Source organism: Desulfosarcina sp. (genome assembly GCF_055467485.1).
Window position 1 is genome coordinate 42,796 of sequence record NZ_JBUOIV010000008.1, and the last position, 16,509, is coordinate 59,304.

Consider the following 16,509-nt stretch of genomic DNA (forward strand, 5'->3'; position numbering starts at 1 on the left):
GGAGAACCGCTATATCCAAGGATCCTGAACCGTAATCAGCAGATTCCAATCCTAATTGATGATTTTGATGTGTGACTGGCTGCGCAGATCCTCCAGCCATGAGAGGAATTTTTTATCCACCACCTCGGCAAACAGCTTCTGATGGATATCTTCCCTTACGCTGTCCAGAGGTTTTCCTTCGCTCCGCTTGATCGCCTCCACGAAAAAGAGCTGAAATCCCTGATCCGTATCCAGAACGCCTGTTGCCTGGCCCGGGCCCAATCCATCGAGCGCCGCCTGGATTTTTGGAGAAAGGGTCTCTTTGGTAAACTCACCGATATCTCCGCCGTCTGCAGCGGCCGGACTCTGGCTGTAGGATCGGGCCAGATCGGCAAATGATTCCCCGGCATCGATCCGTGACCGGACCTGTTGCATCTGTTCATTTACGGCCTGTTTTTCGGCATCGGTGGCAAAATCCGGAACCCGCATCAGGATGTTTCTCAAATGGTAATGAATCTTTCCGCCGTAAAGCTCAGGGTGACTGTCGTAGTAAGCCCGGATTTCTTCTTCGGTAATGACGATCTTGGATTTGACCTGATAATTGACCAGCCGCGAGCGCAGGACCTGCTCCCTGATTTTTTCCCTATACTGCTCCATGGTCATTTGATCCTGTTCCAGAAAACGGCGCAGGTCCTCATCGGTAAACGTATTGGCCGCTTTGATGCGTTCGATGGTGCTGTCGATTTCCGCTTCGTCCACCTGGATATCGTTGCGTTTGATCTCCTGATCGGTGAGTTTTTCATCCACCAAACGGTTGAGCATCTCCTCGCGGACGTTGAACAGCATCTGCCGCTCCTTGTCCAGGTCGAATCCCTGCTGACGAATGCGTTGGGCATAGGGCTCCATGCGTTCCTGGAGTTCAGACAGCAAGACGATGTCTTCATTGACCACCGCAACGATGCGGTCCACTACTTCGGATGCCGCCGAAGCCGTGGCCGTGGCCGTGAAAACCAGTACCCCCATCCCGATCAGCATACCCAGAGACAACTTTCGCTTCAACGCTTCCAATCCTTTCCCTGGCCGGCGGATCCGCCGCCAGGGCGTTGGGACTGTTCCCACAGTTCCCAGTTGATCTCGACATCGTAACGCGCCCGAAGGCCTTCCATCCACTGCGGATAGGCCGCTTCCACCTTTTCGAGCCGAAGCTGTTCTACGATGTGATGCTTTAAATCCATTTCCGGCGCACTGTCACCCTTGACGGCAAATTCTTCTTCGTGGGCCTTATAGTAAGCTTCGATATCCGCTGCGGTGATGTCCACCGGCTGAACCAGTTCCCGGTCGACCACTTTTTCCATAAGCAGGCGCACCCGCAGACGATCCTTCCACAAGGAATAGGGGATGGCGCTTTCCAGCAGCATCTGCTCAAATTCGTCTTCCGGGTAATCCTTTTTAATGGCCTGGATCGATGCTTCCAATTCGGATTCGTCCAGTACGATGCCCAGTTCGTGAGCCCGGCGGTCGATGATCACCTCTTCGGTCATTTGATTCAGCAGGCGCAGCCGCGCATTCTCTATCACCTGCGGATCCGTCGACCGGTCGTCGCTGTAAGCAATCCGGGCGGCCTCGAAGGCGCGTTCGAACTGGGCGATGGTCACGGTCTGCCGGTCAGTGCGGATCAGTACGGCATCCTGCTGCGCTGGGTGGTCGGGTCCTGAGCACCCCGCCCATGCAACCATCGCTGCACAACAGACCAAGCGACACACATGGCTTAGGGTAGGCGACGCGTCCCCTCCAGCCGATTTTTCGTCTTGAGTATAACTTATTGCAAACTTTCTAAATATGGTTCTCATAAGCCTTCAGGAATTAACATGTTGCGCTATTTCGATCAAGATGTTTTTCGTTTGGGCCAGCATGGCCCGTGCGGTCCCTTTGGCCAGGGTGGCTTTGAACTGGTGGTCCGGGGTGAATTGGTAGGGTGGGTTGCCGCTGGTGATCATCTGGACAATTCCCAGGGGCTGCCGTTGATGCGCCTCGCTGAATGCCAGGCACAGGTGCTGGCCGTAAAGGTCCAGGCGCTTGATCCCGGCGCGCACCGACAATACCCGCAGCATGATTTTCAGCAGCAGGTTTTCCGTCTCTTCGGGAAGCGCACCGAATCGATCCACCAGTTCAGCCTTCATGGCGGCGATTTCCTTGAGGTCCTTCATCCTGGCCAGGCGCCGGTAGATGGAGAGCCGTTGGTCGATGTCGACCACATAGTCTTCGGCCACATAGGCGGACATGGGCAGATTGATCTCCGGTTCCAGGCCTTCGGTGATGGGTTCGCCCTTCACCTGGGCTACGGCCTCTTCCATTAGCTTGAGGAACATGTCATACCCCACCGCGGCGATGTGGCCGGATTGGGATGCGCCCAGAATCGCCCCGCCACCCCGGATTTTAAGATCGTTCATGGCAATCTGGAACCCGGATCCCAGATCGCTGTGTTCCATGAGTACTTTGAGACGCTTTTGGGCATCTTTTCCCAGTCGGGTCTCTTCGGGGATGAACAGGTAGGCGTAAGCCTGTTCGTCGGAACGGCCCACCCGGCCCCGCAACTGGTAGATCTGGGCCAGCCCGAACCGGTCTGCCCGGTTGACCAGGATGGTGTTGGCCGTAGCCACATCGATGCCGGACTCGATAATGGTCGTGCACACGAGCATGTCGATCTCCCGGCTCATGAAACGCATCATTACCGCTTCCAGATCTTCTTCGGTCATTTGCCCGTGGGCAACGGCCAGGCGAACCTCGGGTACCTTTTCCTGGAGATAGGCGGCCATGCGGTCGATGGCCTTGACATTGTTGTGCACGAAAAAGATCTGTCCGCCCCGGGCCAGTTCACTGCGGATGGCCTCGCTGACCACGGTGTCGTCGAACTCGCACACGTAGGTGATGATCGCATGGCGTTGCTCCGGCGGTGTGGAGATAACGCTGATGTCCCGGATGCCCATCATGGAGAGATGCAGTGTTCTAGGGATGGGGGTGGCGGTGAGTGCCAGCACGTCTACGGTGGTTCGCAGCCGTTTGAGCCTTTCCTTGTGCCGGACGCCGAACCGCTGCTCTTCGTCGAGGATGAACAGTCCCAGATCGGCGAAGTTGACATCCTTTTGAAGCAGGCGATGGGTGCCGATGACGATGTCAACCGTTCCTTTTTTTATCTCTTCCACGATCCGGCGCTGCTCGGATCGTGAACGGAAACGGCTCAGGCAGGCCACCTTCACCGGGTAGGCGTCAAAGCGTTGGACGAAGGTGGCGTAGTGCTGTTCGGCCAGCACCGTGGTCGGAACCAGCATCGCCACCTGCTTGGCTTCACTGACGGCCAGGAAGGAGGCTCTCAGGGCTACTTCGGTTTTTCCGTAACCCACGTCCCCGCAAACCAACCGGTCCATGGGGGTGGTGCTGCGCATGTCTTCGAGAACCTCTTCGATGGCCTTGAGCTGGTCCGGGGTTTCCTCGTAGGGAAAGTCTGCCTCGAAGTCGGCAAAGTGGCTGTCGGCGGCACCGTAGCCGTGCCCGTGGTTGACCTTTCGTTGGGCGTAGATGGTGAGCAACTCCCCGGCGATTTTTTCCGCGGACCGACGCACTTTCTCCTTGACCCGCTCCCAGGACCGGCCGCCCATTTTGTCCAAGGCCGGCATCATGCCCTCCACCCCCATGTATTTCTGAATCAGGCCCATGCGGTCCACGGGCAGGTAGAGGCGATCCTCATCCCGATAGACGACCAGCAAGAAGTCATTGACGGTGCCTTCCAGGCTCAGTTTAACCAGTCCTTCGTACCGACCGATGCCGTGCTCGTCGTGGACCACCAGATCCCCCTGCTTCAGGTCGGAAAAGGCCAGCAATTCGGTCCGCACAGTTTTTGGACCGCGCCTGGGGCGCTTGGTGCGGGGGCCGAAGACCTCAGCCTCCGTGGCTAAGGCAAGGGCATCCGCCGGCCAGACAAATCCCCCGGACAGGCTGCCCCGACAGATGAACACCCCCCCTGGCCGGAGCCTTTGCGGAAACGGTTGGCTGCAGACCGCTTCAACGCCATGGGGGGTTAGAATGGAGGATAGCCGGCCGACCTGGCGGTCGCTCTCACACACCAGCACCGTGGTGCGTCCCGCCTCCTGCTGCACCGCAATCCAGTGCAACAGCGGGGCGGCCGGCTGGTCGGTCTTCCTGGCCTGCTGCATGGCCAGCAACAGGTCGCTGTTGTCTTCGGTATGGACACTTGCCGTCAGACGATCGCCGTCGCCGGTCACCGCCAGCGGCGCCAGGGATACGGCCCGGCGACGGGTCAGCTCGGCAGTGATCTCTTCCCCGTTTAGAAACAGGTCCGCCGGCTCCACACACAGGTGCTTTTCACTGCAGGCTTTGTCATAGTTGACCTGGGCAAGCGCTTCGCTTTTGGCAACGGCCTGGGCCAGTTCGGCCGGATTGTCGGCGATGATGACCGTGTTGTCCGGCAGGTAATCGAAGAGCGTGTCCATGCGGTCGTAAATCATCGGGGTAAGGTTTTCGATGCCGGGAAATACCCCCTGCTCCTTGACGCGCTGAACGATGTCGCGGACCGTGGTGCGCGGCAGTTCCTGTTTCAGCGCGCGTGCCCGAAACCGGCCGACGATTACATCCAATCGGGCCCTTTCCAGAGTCACTTCTCTGGCAGGTAGAATGACCGCTTCCTGTACGTGTTCCAGACTGCGCTGGCTGGCGGGGGAAAAAAACCGGATGGTTTCGGCAAAATCACCGAACAATTCGATGCGAATAGGGTTTTCATACAGGGGAGAAAAGATGTCGATGATACCCCCGCGGACGCAAAAATCACCCGGTTCCTCCACGACCACGCTGCGCGTGTATCCGCCGGCTGCGAGTTTGGCCACCAGGCGGTCCGGTTCGATCTCCTCTTCAGCGATGATCAACTCCGCAAATTCGGCTAACACGGATTTGGGAATCAGACGCTGGCGCAGTGCCGTGGCGGTAGTCGCTACGATTTGCGCCTGCTGACCCTCGATCATGCCATACAACGCCCGGATGCGGCGCGCAGCGGTTTCGTTGTGGTAGGACATGAATTTGAACGGGGAAATATTGTAAGGTGGAAAGAGGACGGTGGCCGAACCCGTTTCCGCGGAAAAGAAATCGATTTCCGCCTGCCGCTGCTCGGCGGCTTTGGTTGATGCGGCCACAACCAGCACGGGCGACTTGAGCGCCTGTCTGACGCCAGCCGCCAGTCGAGCGCCGGCGCAGCCGCCCATGCCGGTAATCACGAGGGGGCCTGTTCGCTCGGCAATGGTTCGGATCAGCATTTCCGATGTAATTTTTTCTTGATTTTGATCCATAAACGCTATACGTGATCCTTCTATTTTTCAGCCGGACAGTTACACGCCACCGTAGCTCAGTCGGTAGAGCAACGCACTCGTAATGCGTAGGTCCGCGGTTCGACTCCGCGCGGTGGCTCCACAGTCAGTTCCGGGTTCCCGAGTCTGCTTTGCGGGAACCCGTTTTTTTTGACATCCGGCACGGGATGGCATCCGGCAGGGCACGCGTCCGCCGATGGGCGCCTTATTAGCCCAACCTGCACCGCTTTTGCAACCGCCGTCTGCGATCCTCGCCTTTTTTCACCATCGCCACGGAACCGGTTTCCCGACAACCCAGGCGTGGCAGGAGATATCTTTCATGCAGCTTTCACCCGAACAGCAAGCCGCTGTCGAACATAGCGGTTCCCCGGCCCTGGTCGTGGCCGGCGCCGGATCGGGAAAGACCCGGACCCTGACCGCAAAATTTGCCCACCTGGTGGAATCGGGTATGCCCCCCGAACAGATTCTGGCCATCACGTTCACCAACAAGGCTGCCGAGGAGATGAAAGGGCGCCTGATTCGCATGACCGGCATGGGTAGTCAGCGATTTCCCTGGGTGCGCACCTACCATTCCGCCTGTTTCCAGATTCTGAAGGAGTACAGCCACCTGCTTGACTTCCATTCGCCCCTCCAGGTTTTTACGTCTTACCATCAGCAAAAGACCGTCAAGGATGTGCTGTTAAGCCTCAATTACGATAAAAAACACGCCATGTCCGTTCTCGGGCAGATTTCCAACGCCAAGAACAGCGGACATCCCGGTTCCTATTTTGACAGCCATCCCCGGCAGGGCAACATTCGCATGGCCGATGTGTACGAGCGCTACGAAGGGATCCTCAAAGCGGCCAATGCGGTCGATTTTGACAATATCCTGCTGTTGACCCGCAACCTGCTTCGGGACCACGCTGATGTTCGGCAGCGATACCAGACCCAATTCCAATACATTCTTTGCGATGAATACCAGGACACCAACGACCTGAACGAGGAGATTACCGCCTTGCTGCTCAAAGACGGGAACCTCTTTGCCGTTGGTGACGACTGGCAGTCCATTTACTCGTTTCGGATGAGCAACGTCGGCCATTTCCTATCCTTCAAAAAAAAGTACAAGGGCGCACGAATCTTCAGGCTGGAGCAGAATTACCGCTCGGCCGACGAAATCGTACAACTGGGCAACCGGGTCATCGGCCATAATGAAAACCGTATGGAAAAGGCCTGCTATTCGGACAAGGAAGGCGGCGTGGTCGAGACCCATGAGTTCTATACCGACCAGGAGGAGGCCCGCTGGGTGGCCGACAAGATTCGCAGTATGGTCCGGATGGGCATTCCCTATGAAAAAATGGCAGTGCTCTACCGCACCAAATTCTGCTCACTTCCTTTCGAACAGGCGTTTCGCCGGGCGCACATTCCTTATCACATGATGGGCGGGAAGGGATTTTTCGACCGGGTGGAGATCCTTGACCTGAACTGTTACATCACGGCCGCCGTGTTCGACAAGGATGACACCGCCTTCGAACGGGTTCTCAACACGCCCAAACGGGGCATCGGGCCGGGGACCGTCAAAAAGATTTCCCAGATGCGCAGGGGAGACATGAGCCTGAAGGATGCCGCCCGGATGGCCGTATCCGAACGCGTGCTGACCCCCAAACTCTACCAATCCCTGAATGATCTGCTGGCACTGCTGGACGAGATCCGGGATCTGCGGCCCGATGAAGCCATCCGCCTGACGATTGCCCGCACCGGATACATGGACCATCTGGAAAACTACACCCGATCCAACTCCATGGATTTCACCGCCCGCCAGGAAAACATCGATCAGTTGATCCATGCCGCCTCCCAGAAAGAGACCATCGTGGACTACCTGGAAGAGGCCGCACTGGTCCGCGAGGACAAGGATGATGAGGAGGAATCAGACGGCGTCAACCTTTCCACCGTTCACGGGGCCAAGGGTCTGGAGTTTCACACGGTTTTCGTGGTCGGGTGCGAAGAACAGCTGTTCCCCCACTGGCGATCCATGGACAGCGCCGAAGACCTGGAGGAGGAGCGTCGGCTCATGTACGTGGCGGTGACACGGGCAGAGCGCGGTCTGTTTATTACATCGGCCAATTTTCGCAAAGGCCAGTTCAATCCCCGCAGCCGTTTTTTAGAGGAGATCGACACGGTATTGGCTGATCGGTAGCTGTGTCCATCCGTCGATGCTGGATGCCGAACCGGGTGGGCGATCGTCGAGCCGCGATCACGACCGCATTCCCCGCCGCTCGCCTCGGCAAGGGTTCAATTTTACCGCCTGTCCGCTGATTCTTATTTCAATGCGTATTGTACCTTATGAACTTGACATCTTCCGGCCTTGTGTATAAATTTAATAGCTGTATGATTTTATTGAACAAAGCGGCAATCTAATGTTGATTCATTCCTTGAGATGCACGGACGTGTGCCAGGGGCACAGAATCGAGAACCGATGAATTGTATCGATGCCGTAGAAGGCATGGCCAAGGCTCTGCTGGGGAAGTTTTTGGATGTTTCCACGGAGTATCGCATGGACGACAGTGAATATATACGTAATGTCAAAGCGGTAATCGATGCCGTGATTCTCTTCGTCAAAACCAACCCGGAGGTCAGCGACAATCCTGATCTGATCCGGGACGTCCTTTACGATTTTGCGAAAACGCGATGGCTGGCACGTCTGGAGAAAGTTGTCGATCCAGATCAACAGGCGGGTGCCACGCGCGATCTCGAGTACCAGGCATACTGTTATGACTACCTGTATGCGCACGGCAACTACCCGCGTTGAACCCGGCACGCATTGCGTGGCAAAAGCCGGCTTGTGGTTCGTGAACCGAACAGGAACATGCCCATACATTGACTATTTTCAAAACAGGGAGATCTTCCACATGACCGAAACCGATGATGAAGCGCTGAAAGTTGAAATTGATGAGATAATGAGCAAAGTGGATAAGATTATGGACAAGGTGGCGCGGTTCATTCCCGAAGACAAAAAAGAATCCAGCGGTTATGAGTCACCGGATCCTGATCGGTGATCCGATGCCGCCGGCACATTAACACCCGGCAACCATTTCTCTCAGGAGGCGCTATGGCATTGACCAAGAATGACATCGTCGCAAAGGTGAACGACTTGGGCTTTACAAAAAAAAAGTCCATTGAAACCGTTGAGTCTCTGCTCGAGATCGTCAAGGGAACCCTCGAAGATGGAGACGATCTGCTCGTATCCGGTTTTGGCAAATTCTGCGTGAAGGAAAAGAAGAAGCGGCGGGGCAGAAACCCGGCCACCGGTTCCGACCTGACCTTGCGGGAGCGCAAGGTGGTCACCTTTAAATGCTCGGGAAAGCTGCGCAGCAAGATCAACGATAACTGATCCCAATCACCGGATTGAGCCGTCCATACACATCAGGACGCCGGACAACCCCCCAAAGCGGGCATCTGACCCTGCCCGGCGGCCGGCCGCCGGACGATCATCCAGATCGCATCTATCCGTTTATCACATCCATAGCGACGAAGAGCGGGGTGCGCCGGCAACCTTTTCGCTGATAGTTGTCCGTTGGGCCGGAGACGGTGTAGCGCTAAAAAGCACCCACACAGGCAGCATCAACCCATCGGCCCTGCCTGCCCGCGAACCGCACGCCCTCGCCGTCTCAGGCCGGTTGATTTTCCAGTGGTCATGCCGTCCGCGTCCGTCCGAGTTTATCGAGAAATGTTCGTTGGCGCAATTTTGTCAGCAGGTCGCTTTCTTCGACCAGATAGTAAACCGGCTGGTTGTTTTCATCATAGCAGGCATAAATGGCGTTGTATCCCTTTGGGTCGGACACTGTCTTGATTCGCCTTACATCGTTATCGAACCTGTCGCAAACCTCCTCCCAGGGTTCCGGGGATGCATTGTCGATGGGTTCGATCGCCTGGGTCGCTACGTTGAAATTGACTTGAAGGGATTTCATGGCAACCACCTCATCTCTTGTCGGTTAAGATCGGGTAACGATTATCAGGGGGCAAGGATAAAATCGGTGATGTACGGGTTTTCCTTTTTTTCAAGGCCCATGGTACTGCTCGGCCGATGGCCGTAATCGTGGCCTGGCCAGATGCGGGTATCGTCATCGAGCCCGAGCAGTTTAGTCTTGATGCTCCATATGAGCCGGTTCAGTGATCCACCTTTCATATCGGTGCGCCCGACGTCGCCTACAAAGAGGGTGTCTCCGGTAAACAGATGCCCGTCCACCAAAAAACAGCATGATCCCGGTGTATGACCCGGCGTGTGAAGCACCCGAATCGATACCGCACCCAGTTCAATTCGCTCATTGTCGCTGAGCAGTCGGTCCGCCACGGTATCCACCCTTAATCCGCTTTGCCGCTCGAGGTCCCGGATTTCCGGTGAATCGGCGAAAACGCCGCTGTCGTCGGCGTGCATGCAGACGGGTATGCCAAGGGCGGCTTTCAGCGAGGCGTTGGCCAGCACATGGTCCGGATGGCCGTGAGTGTTGCAGATAGACAGGGGTGTGGCGTTTTCGCGCTCGAGTGCGCCGATGATCGTTTGTGGTTCACCGGCTGGATCGATGATGATGGACAGGCCGGTTTCACGGCACATCACAATGTAGGTGATGACCATAAAAGGCCCCAGTGGCAACCGGGTAATCTTGATGGCGTTCATGGTTCCACTCCGCGTTCTCTTGGGCAGGGGATGGAAAAATAATACCCGCCCGATCTGACGCTGTCAATTCATCCATCGTCAGGAAAAGGGGCTATTCCATGGGGGAGGGCATGGTTGCCGCATGGGCGTCGTGGTCACCGCCGTCCCTCAGGTTGACATCGGTTTAAAGGCGGAGCGGATTCGTTTGCCGGCCTGCAGTCAACCGTGATGGCCGGTCATGAGGGTGTGCGATTGTGCAATAAAGGGTGGTTTCTATGTGCGCTGCGGAGGACGTGATGAGAACACTGACATTGTCTGTTTTATTTATCGGTGTTTTGGTTTTTTCCGGTTGCACCAGCGTTCAGGTCAGTCAGGATTACGACCCCCATGCGGATATGTCACGCTACGGCACCTGGCAGTGGCGAGACCCGGCTCAGACCGCCACCGGGGACATCCGCATCGACAACCCGCTGCTGCATAAACGGATTCGTCATGCCGTCGACAACCATCTGACGAGTCGAAACATCAGTCCGGCTAAGGGAAAGCCGGATCTTTATCTGTCCTATCACCTGACCATCCAGCAGAAGACACAAATCGACACCTACTACTCGACAGTGGGTGCGGGCAGCTACTATCAACCGTGGTATGGGGGCATTGGCACCGAGACGAGCATCCGGCAGTATGACGAGTGCCGTTTGACCATCGATTTCCATTCAGCGGATACAGGTGCCTTGGTGTGGCGGGGGGTGGGGGTTTTTCGGCTGAGAACCCACAATACACCCCAAGAAGCCACCGAGGCAACCGGTGAAATCGTGGACAAGATCCTTTACCAATTTCCGCCGGCTGCCCGTCCATCGTCCACTGTCCGGTCTTCTTTCGGTGCGGGCGCACCATGCTGGCAGTCCGATCCGTCAGCAGAAATCGCATGGACCCAGGGGATCGGTCAGGTAAAATTGCAGATCATGCTGTCGTTGGGAATAAAGCGAGTGAACGATCTCCCGGCCTCCTTGGCTAAATGTCCGGGAAGGGCGATGCCGGATGCATGCTCGGCGTAGTTGACAAACGTGCGTCCATCGATACGGACTTTCATTCCTTTCTGGGGCGTTTTCAACGGTACGATGACACAGGTGTGCCAGTATTTTTGCTCCAAATCGGCATATCCCATCTCATGTGCCTGTTCGCCAACGCTGACTTCGAGGTAATGGCGAGATCCTTTCAGAATCATCGGCTTGTATCTTTCTCCAATTCGGTCCAGCAAGTTTTTCAAGTTTTGATCTGGCATCGTGCCTCCTCAACTCACCCGGGTCTTACCCGGGCACCCAATGGGATTCATCTACGAAAAAAAAAACATTATACAGGTTTCCAATGCCGGATGGGCATTGAAAAACACATGCCCACCCGCCAATTCGTATTGTTGGCACGGCAAAGCCCTTAGGCAATATGAGCGGAGTAATAACTTGTTGAGGGGGCAATCCTATCACTTTCCGGATGGCCAATGGACATCGGACGCTGTAGAACAGTGCTTTTCCCAGTGGGCAATTGTGTGGCGCGCAGCGATAATTTCTCCGTTCTTTTGCGTGTCGCAATGTCACTACAGGGGCCGTAACTGCTTAAAAGAAAAGTTATACTTGCCAGAACCGACCCAAGCCGGAAATGGTAATTGTTCATGCGCTATGATATACTTGCCCGTATAATAACAACGTGCTGGCAGGAGCATGACCCGCGGCGAGACCGATCGGCAAAAAAGAAGTTGCTGTTTTGAGCGTGTTCGTTTTACCTTTTGAACGCTGAGCACGTTTTTCAGGCTTGCGTCCAATGCGTGTGGAGATGATTCATCCCAGACGAATTTAATCCTTATGGAGATAAAGAAGGATGGACCTCAGATTCTTATCCGCTGATATCGATCCTGCCAAAGCCACCAATCTGAGCAGCCTGAAGCAAAAGGCGATGCTGCTGATCGATCAGGAGTTGGCCGATGATCAGAACCTGCACGACAATGCGGCTGTCGCCATCATGAACGACTACGACGGGATGGGGGCGGAAACGTTTTTAAAACAGCTGCACACCTATAGCTTAATCCTGAATGCCCTCAAGAACAAGGCTGTCTTCCAGGAAATGGCGGCGCTGCTGGCGAACATGTTGCGGGCAGGGGTTTACAAGGTTGACGGTGAGGCGCTGGACGCCGTGACCGTGCGACGGGATGCCTTACAGATTCATGTCAATGGCAAATCGACCATGATTGGCGCCGTGAATGCAGAACTGCTGACGATATTGTCCTTGGGGAAGGAGAGCCGCGAAACGGAACGGCAGTTGATGGCGATCGATCGGCTGGTCAAACACCGAGATGAAAAAAACCTTCAAGCCGTCTCACAAGCCTTCAAGATCCCACTGCATGATACGCAAAAAATTGCCCACTTAATCGAGAAGCTGTTTGATGGGCAGGGTAACTTCATCCGAAAAACATTCGAACCGATGATCGATGAACTGGCGCGGCACGGGAACCACGCCTTCGAATTGTTATGGTGTTATTTCAAATCCATGAAAGGACGGGCCAACCGGGTGTCTTTCCTCAACGCCCTGCAGCACCTGATCAGCCGCATCAAGCGCCCCAAACACGCCCTGCGTTTTTTGCTGGCCGATTTCTGTCGGCACCCCGAAAGGGTGGAGCCTTCGGATCGGAATGCGATCATGCTGGCCAACATCCTGCTCAGAACATACAACAAGGAGCTGGATGTCGATATTGAAATGACCCCTGAAGAGGTCCTCAGTGTCTACAACGGGCTGGAACGGGACGTGGTTCACTACGCCCAGTTTAGAATCGATTCGGTGGAGTATCGCTTCTCCAGCAAAGTGGTTACCATCCATGAGAAACTGGTTGCGCTTTTAAACGCCACGACGCCCGGAAAACAGACGCCATCCGTGCGCCACCTGCTTTTTCTTGAACGTGAGATCTTCATTTTTCTTTCCCTTTTATCGGGTAAAACCGCCCACCTTATCTTGGTCTCCGCATTGAACGAATATGGCGATCCCAACGCGGGAATCTATCGCACCCTCAGAGCGACAACCTACCTGCCGGTTTTTTTGCAGCACCTTAAAATCATTGTCCGCGGCGTTGGACGGGTGGGGACGCGCGATGATGTGGGCCTGCTCAAACAAATCAGCGAACATGGCTATCGCTTATCCGAACTCAATGGTACTCCTGAAAACCAGCGATCCGTCATGCGAACCATGGAGTGGATCGACAATGTTATCCGCAGCATCACCACCGCCAACTGGCATTCAGCATAAGTGCATGGAGATATTCACGTGAGTGATCAGCTGTCGGAAAAACGCATTCTTGCTGCGCTTGAAAAAAAAGGCTTGATATCATTTTCGCAGGCACGAGACCTTTACGGTCAACGCTTTGAACTGATCAAGCAGTTCGAGCGTCGTCGCTCCAATCAGGAGAAAACCGATTTCATCGAAAAACGGGAAAACCCCTTTATTTTTATCGATACCATCGTCACACTGAACCTGAAGCGCAGGGACGACCCGTCAAAAATTCTGGACGAGGATGCCATTTTTCAGACCCTGGCGGAAAGCTGGGGAATTCCCTTCGTCAAGGTCGACCCCCTGAAGCTGGACTTGAATGTCGTCACCAGCACCATTCCCATCTCCTTTGCCAAGAACCACCTGGTGTTGCCGGTGGAGGTCAGCCAGGGAAAACTCACCGTGGCCACACCGAACCCATTTAGCCTCGACGTTTTCGAGGACATCACCCGTGCCTGCCAGATGCAGGTTAATGCGGTGGTGAGTCCGCGGTCGGATATCATCAAGCTCATCGAAGAGTTTTTCGGCTTTAAACGATCCATTGCGGCAGCCGAGCATCAGTTTTCCGGACCCACTGTGGATCTGGGCAATCTTGAGCGGTATACTCAGCTTAAATCCGCAGACGAGTTGCCGTCCCATGACCATCATGTTGTCAATGCCGTCAACCACCTGTTCGTGTATGCGTTCGACCAAAAGGCCAGTGACATTCATATTGAACCCAAACGGGACGTCAGCCTTGTCAGAATGCGCATTGACGGGGTTTTGCACACGGTCCACAGGCTGCCCAAAAATGTCCACTCGGCAATCATCAGCCGGATCAAGAATCTGTCCGGGTTGGACATGGCCGAGAAGCGTCGACCCCAGGATGGTCGCATCAAGACCGGCAAGAAAGATGTCGAGGTCGAGATTCGTGTGTCCACCGTGCCCGTGGCCTTCGGCGAGAAGGTGGTCATGCGGGTCATGGATCCGGATATATTGTTCCAGGATCTCGAGAGCCTGGGCTTTTCATCGGTGGATATGCAAAAGTACAACCGGATCGTTTCCCATCCCCACGGCCTGGTTCTGGTCTGCGGCCCCACGGGAAGTGGAAAATCCACCACGCTCTACTCCACGCTCAGGAAGATCAGCACAACCAAAGTCAATGTCACCACTGTCGAAGACCCGATTGAAATGGTGCATGAAGATTTCAACCAGATAGCCGTCAAGCCCCAGGTGGGAATCACTTTCGGGTCGATCATGCGCAACATACTCAGGCAGGACCCCGACATTATCATGATCGGAGAACTCCGGGACCTGGAAACGGCGGAAAACGCCATTCAGGCGGCACTTACCGGCCATCTGGTCTTATCGACCCTGCACACCAACGACGCCCCGTCATCAATCGTCCGGTTGATGGATCTGGGGATTCCCGCATTTCTCATCCAGGCGACACTCAGGGGCATTCTTTCCCAGCGGCTGGTTCGAAAAATATGCAACGCCTGCAAAGCGCCCATCGAAATGGACGCAGCCAGACTCCAGTCGCTGGGGTTGGAAACCGGTCAATCAGGCACACTCTCCCTCTTCCATGGCACAGGCTGTCAGAAATGCAGAGACACCGGGTATCAGGGAAGAACAACCATCCACGAAGTGCTTCCTTTCTCTGATGCCATCAAATCAAAGACCGTTCCCGACGCGGATCTGGCTGTCCTGACGGAAACGGCACGGGCAGAGGGCATGACCACCTTGCGCGAGAGCGCCGTCGAGAAACTGATGGAGGGCATCACCACTTACCAGGAGGTCCTTCGCGTCACCTCCAAAAACGAAATCGGGTGACGATCGAAGGCGTTTTTCGTGGACCCATAAAACAGAAAGCCTGCCCCGGAAAGGGCAGGCTTTCTGGCAGTTGAGGTATCCGTCCTTAATTGATCGGTGTTCTGAATCGTTCTCCTGGAGAAATGACTTTTGACGCACTGGTAATGATTACCGTGGATGTGGTCTGTTCTGTATGAAGGACCAGAAAAGCGCCAAAGTCAACCGGGGGCAGGCTTTTTGAACTGATCTCATTATTTTCCATAACGGTCTTTTGTTTGCTGTAGATGCTGTATTGCTGGCCAACCTGGATGTTGTCGGCGCGCCCCTTGTCGATAAATGCCAGGGTGTAATCACCGGTCAATTTTAAATGATCTTCAGAGATGATGATCTGTCCATCGATACCGGGGATGCTCGGTTTGAGTTCGATGTCTGACGATCGCTGATTATAAGGCATCAACAGGTCATCCACACGAATTGTCCGAAAGGATTTCAAAACCTTCGCGATGACCATATCCGGTTCCTTTTTAGTCACTTCCACGATGCCCAGGATGTAATGCTGGGTTCCGATGGTTTCGGTTGAATCGCGTTCGTCAGTCGGTTTCATATACCGGAAAACGGTATGCCGGCTCCCGGGAATGAGTTCGTTTTGGGCGGCATCTCCTTGCGGGCGGACATAAACCCTGTCCCCTTCACTGATCAGAACTTTTCTCCCCTCAACCTCGAAGATGGAACCCGATGGCGTTACGGGTGGTTTCCGAATGAATCCGACACGGTCAATGGAAGGATATACGAAAAACGGTGCAGACGCTTTTTTCCCCTCGGCCGGTTTTACCGGCGTAACGGGTGCGGGTTGAATTACAGCAACGGGTTGGATGTCCTCGGATTTTACAACGGCCTGAGAACCTGACTTTCTGTAAAGGCGGATTCTTTCTCCGGGAAAGATCCAGTGAGGATTGGTAATCTGATCGTTGCCTTCCCACAGTTCCGGCCACAACCAGGGAGAATCGTTGAAATGGTTTGACAGGTCCCAGAGGGTATCACCTTTTTGGATCGTGTAGTAAAACCCCGTCTCGCTTTCGACCACGTCGATCTTGTCTGCTGCTGTTCCAGTCGCTGATAACAGCAGGGGCAGGAGCAGAAAAACGGAAATAAGAGCGGTTGAATTAATTCTGCGATTCATCAGAAACCTCATTTTTTGGGTGTCATCGATGTATCTGTTGAAACTTTTACATTGATTTCAGTAACCTGATTATTGGCGTGTTGTCAAGCGTTTAGAGCCCCGGCAAGAAATTATTGCGCGTCATCGCACCGTGTTTTCGATTGTCTATCCGACAGGCTGCCGGTGGTTTCAGGATCAGCGCCGTCGGCGGTGGGGGCGTAGGCGGGCCAACAGACAGGTAACGGGGGGTAATTATTTTCCTGCCTGGG

The 16,509-nt window shown here is 55.0% G+C and carries 13 protein-coding genes and 1 tRNA gene; 8 read left to right on the top strand and 6 right to left on the bottom strand.

Going from position 1 to position 16,509, the window contains the following annotated elements; translation table 11 throughout:
- Window positions 1-51: 51 nt before the first annotated feature.
- The 3 genes from ACZCED_RS05945 to mfd all read right to left on the bottom strand — a co-directional run bounded on the left by ACZCED_RS05945 (window position 52) and on the right by mfd (window position 5,333).
- The gene (locus tag ACZCED_RS05945) at window positions 52-1,038 is read right to left on the bottom strand and encodes a peptidylprolyl isomerase (protein ID WP_462969980.1); all 987 of its coding nucleotides are present in this window, start codon (window positions 1,036-1,038) and stop codon (window positions 52-54) included.
- Window positions 1,035-1,715 carry a SurA N-terminal domain-containing protein gene (locus tag ACZCED_RS05950; RefSeq protein ID WP_462969979.1) on the bottom strand — a complete coding sequence of 227 codons (681 nt, stop codon included), beginning with the start codon at window positions 1,713-1,715 and terminating at the stop codon, window positions 1,035-1,037. Before ACZCED_RS05950 ends, ACZCED_RS05945 begins: the two co-directional genes overlap by 4 nt.
- Window positions 1,716-1,835: 120 nt before the next feature.
- Window positions 1,836-5,333: a transcription-repair coupling factor gene (gene mfd / locus ACZCED_RS05955; protein WP_462969978.1), complete on the bottom strand. Its 3,498-nt coding sequence runs from the start codon at window positions 5,331-5,333 to the stop codon at window positions 1,836-1,838.
- A gap of 45 nt (window positions 5,334-5,378) precedes the next feature.
- On the opposite strand from mfd, the gene ACZCED_RS05960 reads away from it, so the two are divergent.
- The 5 genes from ACZCED_RS05960 to ACZCED_RS05980 all read left to right on the top strand — a co-directional run bounded on the left by ACZCED_RS05960 (window position 5,379) and on the right by ACZCED_RS05980 (window position 8,718).
- Window positions 5,379-5,454 (top strand) — tRNA-Thr (locus tag ACZCED_RS05960).
- Between the two features lie 216 nt (window positions 5,455-5,670).
- Complete coding sequence (locus ACZCED_RS05965; protein WP_462969977.1) at window positions 5,671-7,524, top strand: ATP-dependent helicase; 1,854 nt, start codon at window positions 5,671-5,673, stop codon at window positions 7,522-7,524.
- 279 nt (window positions 7,525-7,803) lie between these two features.
- Window positions 7,804-8,136: a thioredoxin domain-containing protein gene (locus ACZCED_RS05970; RefSeq protein ID WP_462969976.1), complete on the top strand. Its 333-nt coding sequence runs from the start codon at window positions 7,804-7,806 to the stop codon at window positions 8,134-8,136.
- Between the two features lie 100 nt (window positions 8,137-8,236).
- A complete protein-coding gene (locus tag ACZCED_RS05975; RefSeq protein WP_462969975.1) occupies window positions 8,237-8,383 on the top strand; it encodes a hypothetical protein in 147 nt (48 codons plus the stop codon).
- A 53-nt stretch (window positions 8,384-8,436) separates the two neighbouring features.
- Window positions 8,437-8,718: an integration host factor subunit alpha gene (locus ACZCED_RS05980; protein ID WP_462969974.1), complete on the top strand. Its 282-nt coding sequence runs from the start codon at window positions 8,437-8,439 to the stop codon at window positions 8,716-8,718.
- A gap of 301 nt (window positions 8,719-9,019) precedes the next feature.
- Here the strand turns inward: ACZCED_RS05980 and ACZCED_RS05985 are convergent, their stop codons facing one another.
- Together ACZCED_RS05985 and ACZCED_RS05990 are read right to left on the bottom strand one after the other, a co-directional pair.
- On the bottom strand, window positions 9,020-9,295 hold the full coding sequence (locus ACZCED_RS05985) for a hypothetical protein (RefSeq protein WP_462969973.1): 276 nt from the start codon (window positions 9,293-9,295) through the stop codon (window positions 9,020-9,022).
- 44 nt (window positions 9,296-9,339) lie between these two features.
- Complete coding sequence (locus ACZCED_RS05990; RefSeq protein WP_462969972.1) at window positions 9,340-10,002, bottom strand: MBL fold metallo-hydrolase; 663 nt, start codon at window positions 10,000-10,002, stop codon at window positions 9,340-9,342.
- Between the two features lie 275 nt (window positions 10,003-10,277).
- Between ACZCED_RS05990 and ACZCED_RS05995 the strand changes: the two genes are divergently transcribed.
- The 3 genes from ACZCED_RS05995 (at window position 10,278) to ACZCED_RS06005 (ending at window position 15,102) form a co-directional block, all read left to right on the top strand.
- Complete coding sequence (locus tag ACZCED_RS05995) at window positions 10,278-11,036, top strand: DUF4136 domain-containing protein (RefSeq protein WP_462969971.1); 759 nt, start codon at window positions 10,278-10,280, stop codon at window positions 11,034-11,036.
- Between the two features lie 817 nt (window positions 11,037-11,853).
- On the top strand, window positions 11,854-13,269 hold the full coding sequence (locus ACZCED_RS06000; RefSeq protein WP_462969970.1) for a hypothetical protein: 1,416 nt from the start codon (window positions 11,854-11,856) through the stop codon (window positions 13,267-13,269).
- 18 nt (window positions 13,270-13,287) lie between these two features.
- Window positions 13,288-15,102, top strand: a complete 1,815-nt coding sequence (locus tag ACZCED_RS06005; protein ID WP_462969969.1) for a GspE/PulE family protein — start codon at window positions 13,288-13,290, stop codon at window positions 15,100-15,102.
- An 85-nt stretch (window positions 15,103-15,187) separates the two neighbouring features.
- On the opposite strand, the gene ACZCED_RS06010 is transcribed toward ACZCED_RS06005, so the two are convergent.
- A complete protein-coding gene (locus ACZCED_RS06010; RefSeq protein WP_462969968.1) occupies window positions 15,188-16,261 on the bottom strand; it encodes a LysM peptidoglycan-binding domain-containing protein in 1,074 nt (357 codons plus the stop codon).
- Window positions 16,262-16,509 lie beyond the last annotated feature (248 nt).

Bases quoted from the DNA above. Each gene is read 5' to 3' on its own strand.
- ACZCED_RS05950 (WP_462969979.1), bottom strand. From the start codon at position 1,715: ATGGTTGCATGGGCGGGGTGCTCAGGACCCGACCACCCAGCGCAGCAG.
- mfd (WP_462969978.1), bottom strand. From the start codon at position 5,333: ATGGATCAAAATCAAGAAAAAATTACATCGGAAATGCTGATCCGAACC.
- ACZCED_RS05965 (WP_462969977.1), top strand. From the start codon at position 5,671: ATGCAGCTTTCACCCGAACAGCAAGCCGCTGTCGAACATAGCGGTTCC.
- ACZCED_RS05970 (WP_462969976.1), top strand. From the start codon at position 7,804: ATGAATTGTATCGATGCCGTAGAAGGCATGGCCAAGGCTCTGCTGGGG.
- ACZCED_RS05975 (WP_462969975.1), top strand. From the start codon at position 8,237: ATGACCGAAACCGATGATGAAGCGCTGAAAGTTGAAATTGATGAGATA.
- ACZCED_RS05980 (WP_462969974.1), top strand. From the start codon at position 8,437: ATGGCATTGACCAAGAATGACATCGTCGCAAAGGTGAACGACTTGGGC.
- ACZCED_RS05985 (WP_462969973.1), bottom strand. From the start codon at position 9,295: ATGAAATCCCTTCAAGTCAATTTCAACGTAGCGACCCAGGCGATCGAA.
- ACZCED_RS05990 (WP_462969972.1), bottom strand. From the start codon at position 10,002: ATGAACGCCATCAAGATTACCCGGTTGCCACTGGGGCCTTTTATGGTC.
- ACZCED_RS05995 (WP_462969971.1), top strand. From the start codon at position 10,278: ATGAGAACACTGACATTGTCTGTTTTATTTATCGGTGTTTTGGTTTTT.
- ACZCED_RS06000 (WP_462969970.1), top strand. From the start codon at position 11,854: ATGGACCTCAGATTCTTATCCGCTGATATCGATCCTGCCAAAGCCACC.
- ACZCED_RS06010 (WP_462969968.1), bottom strand. From the start codon at position 16,261: ATGAATCGCAGAATTAATTCAACCGCTCTTATTTCCGTTTTTCTGCTC.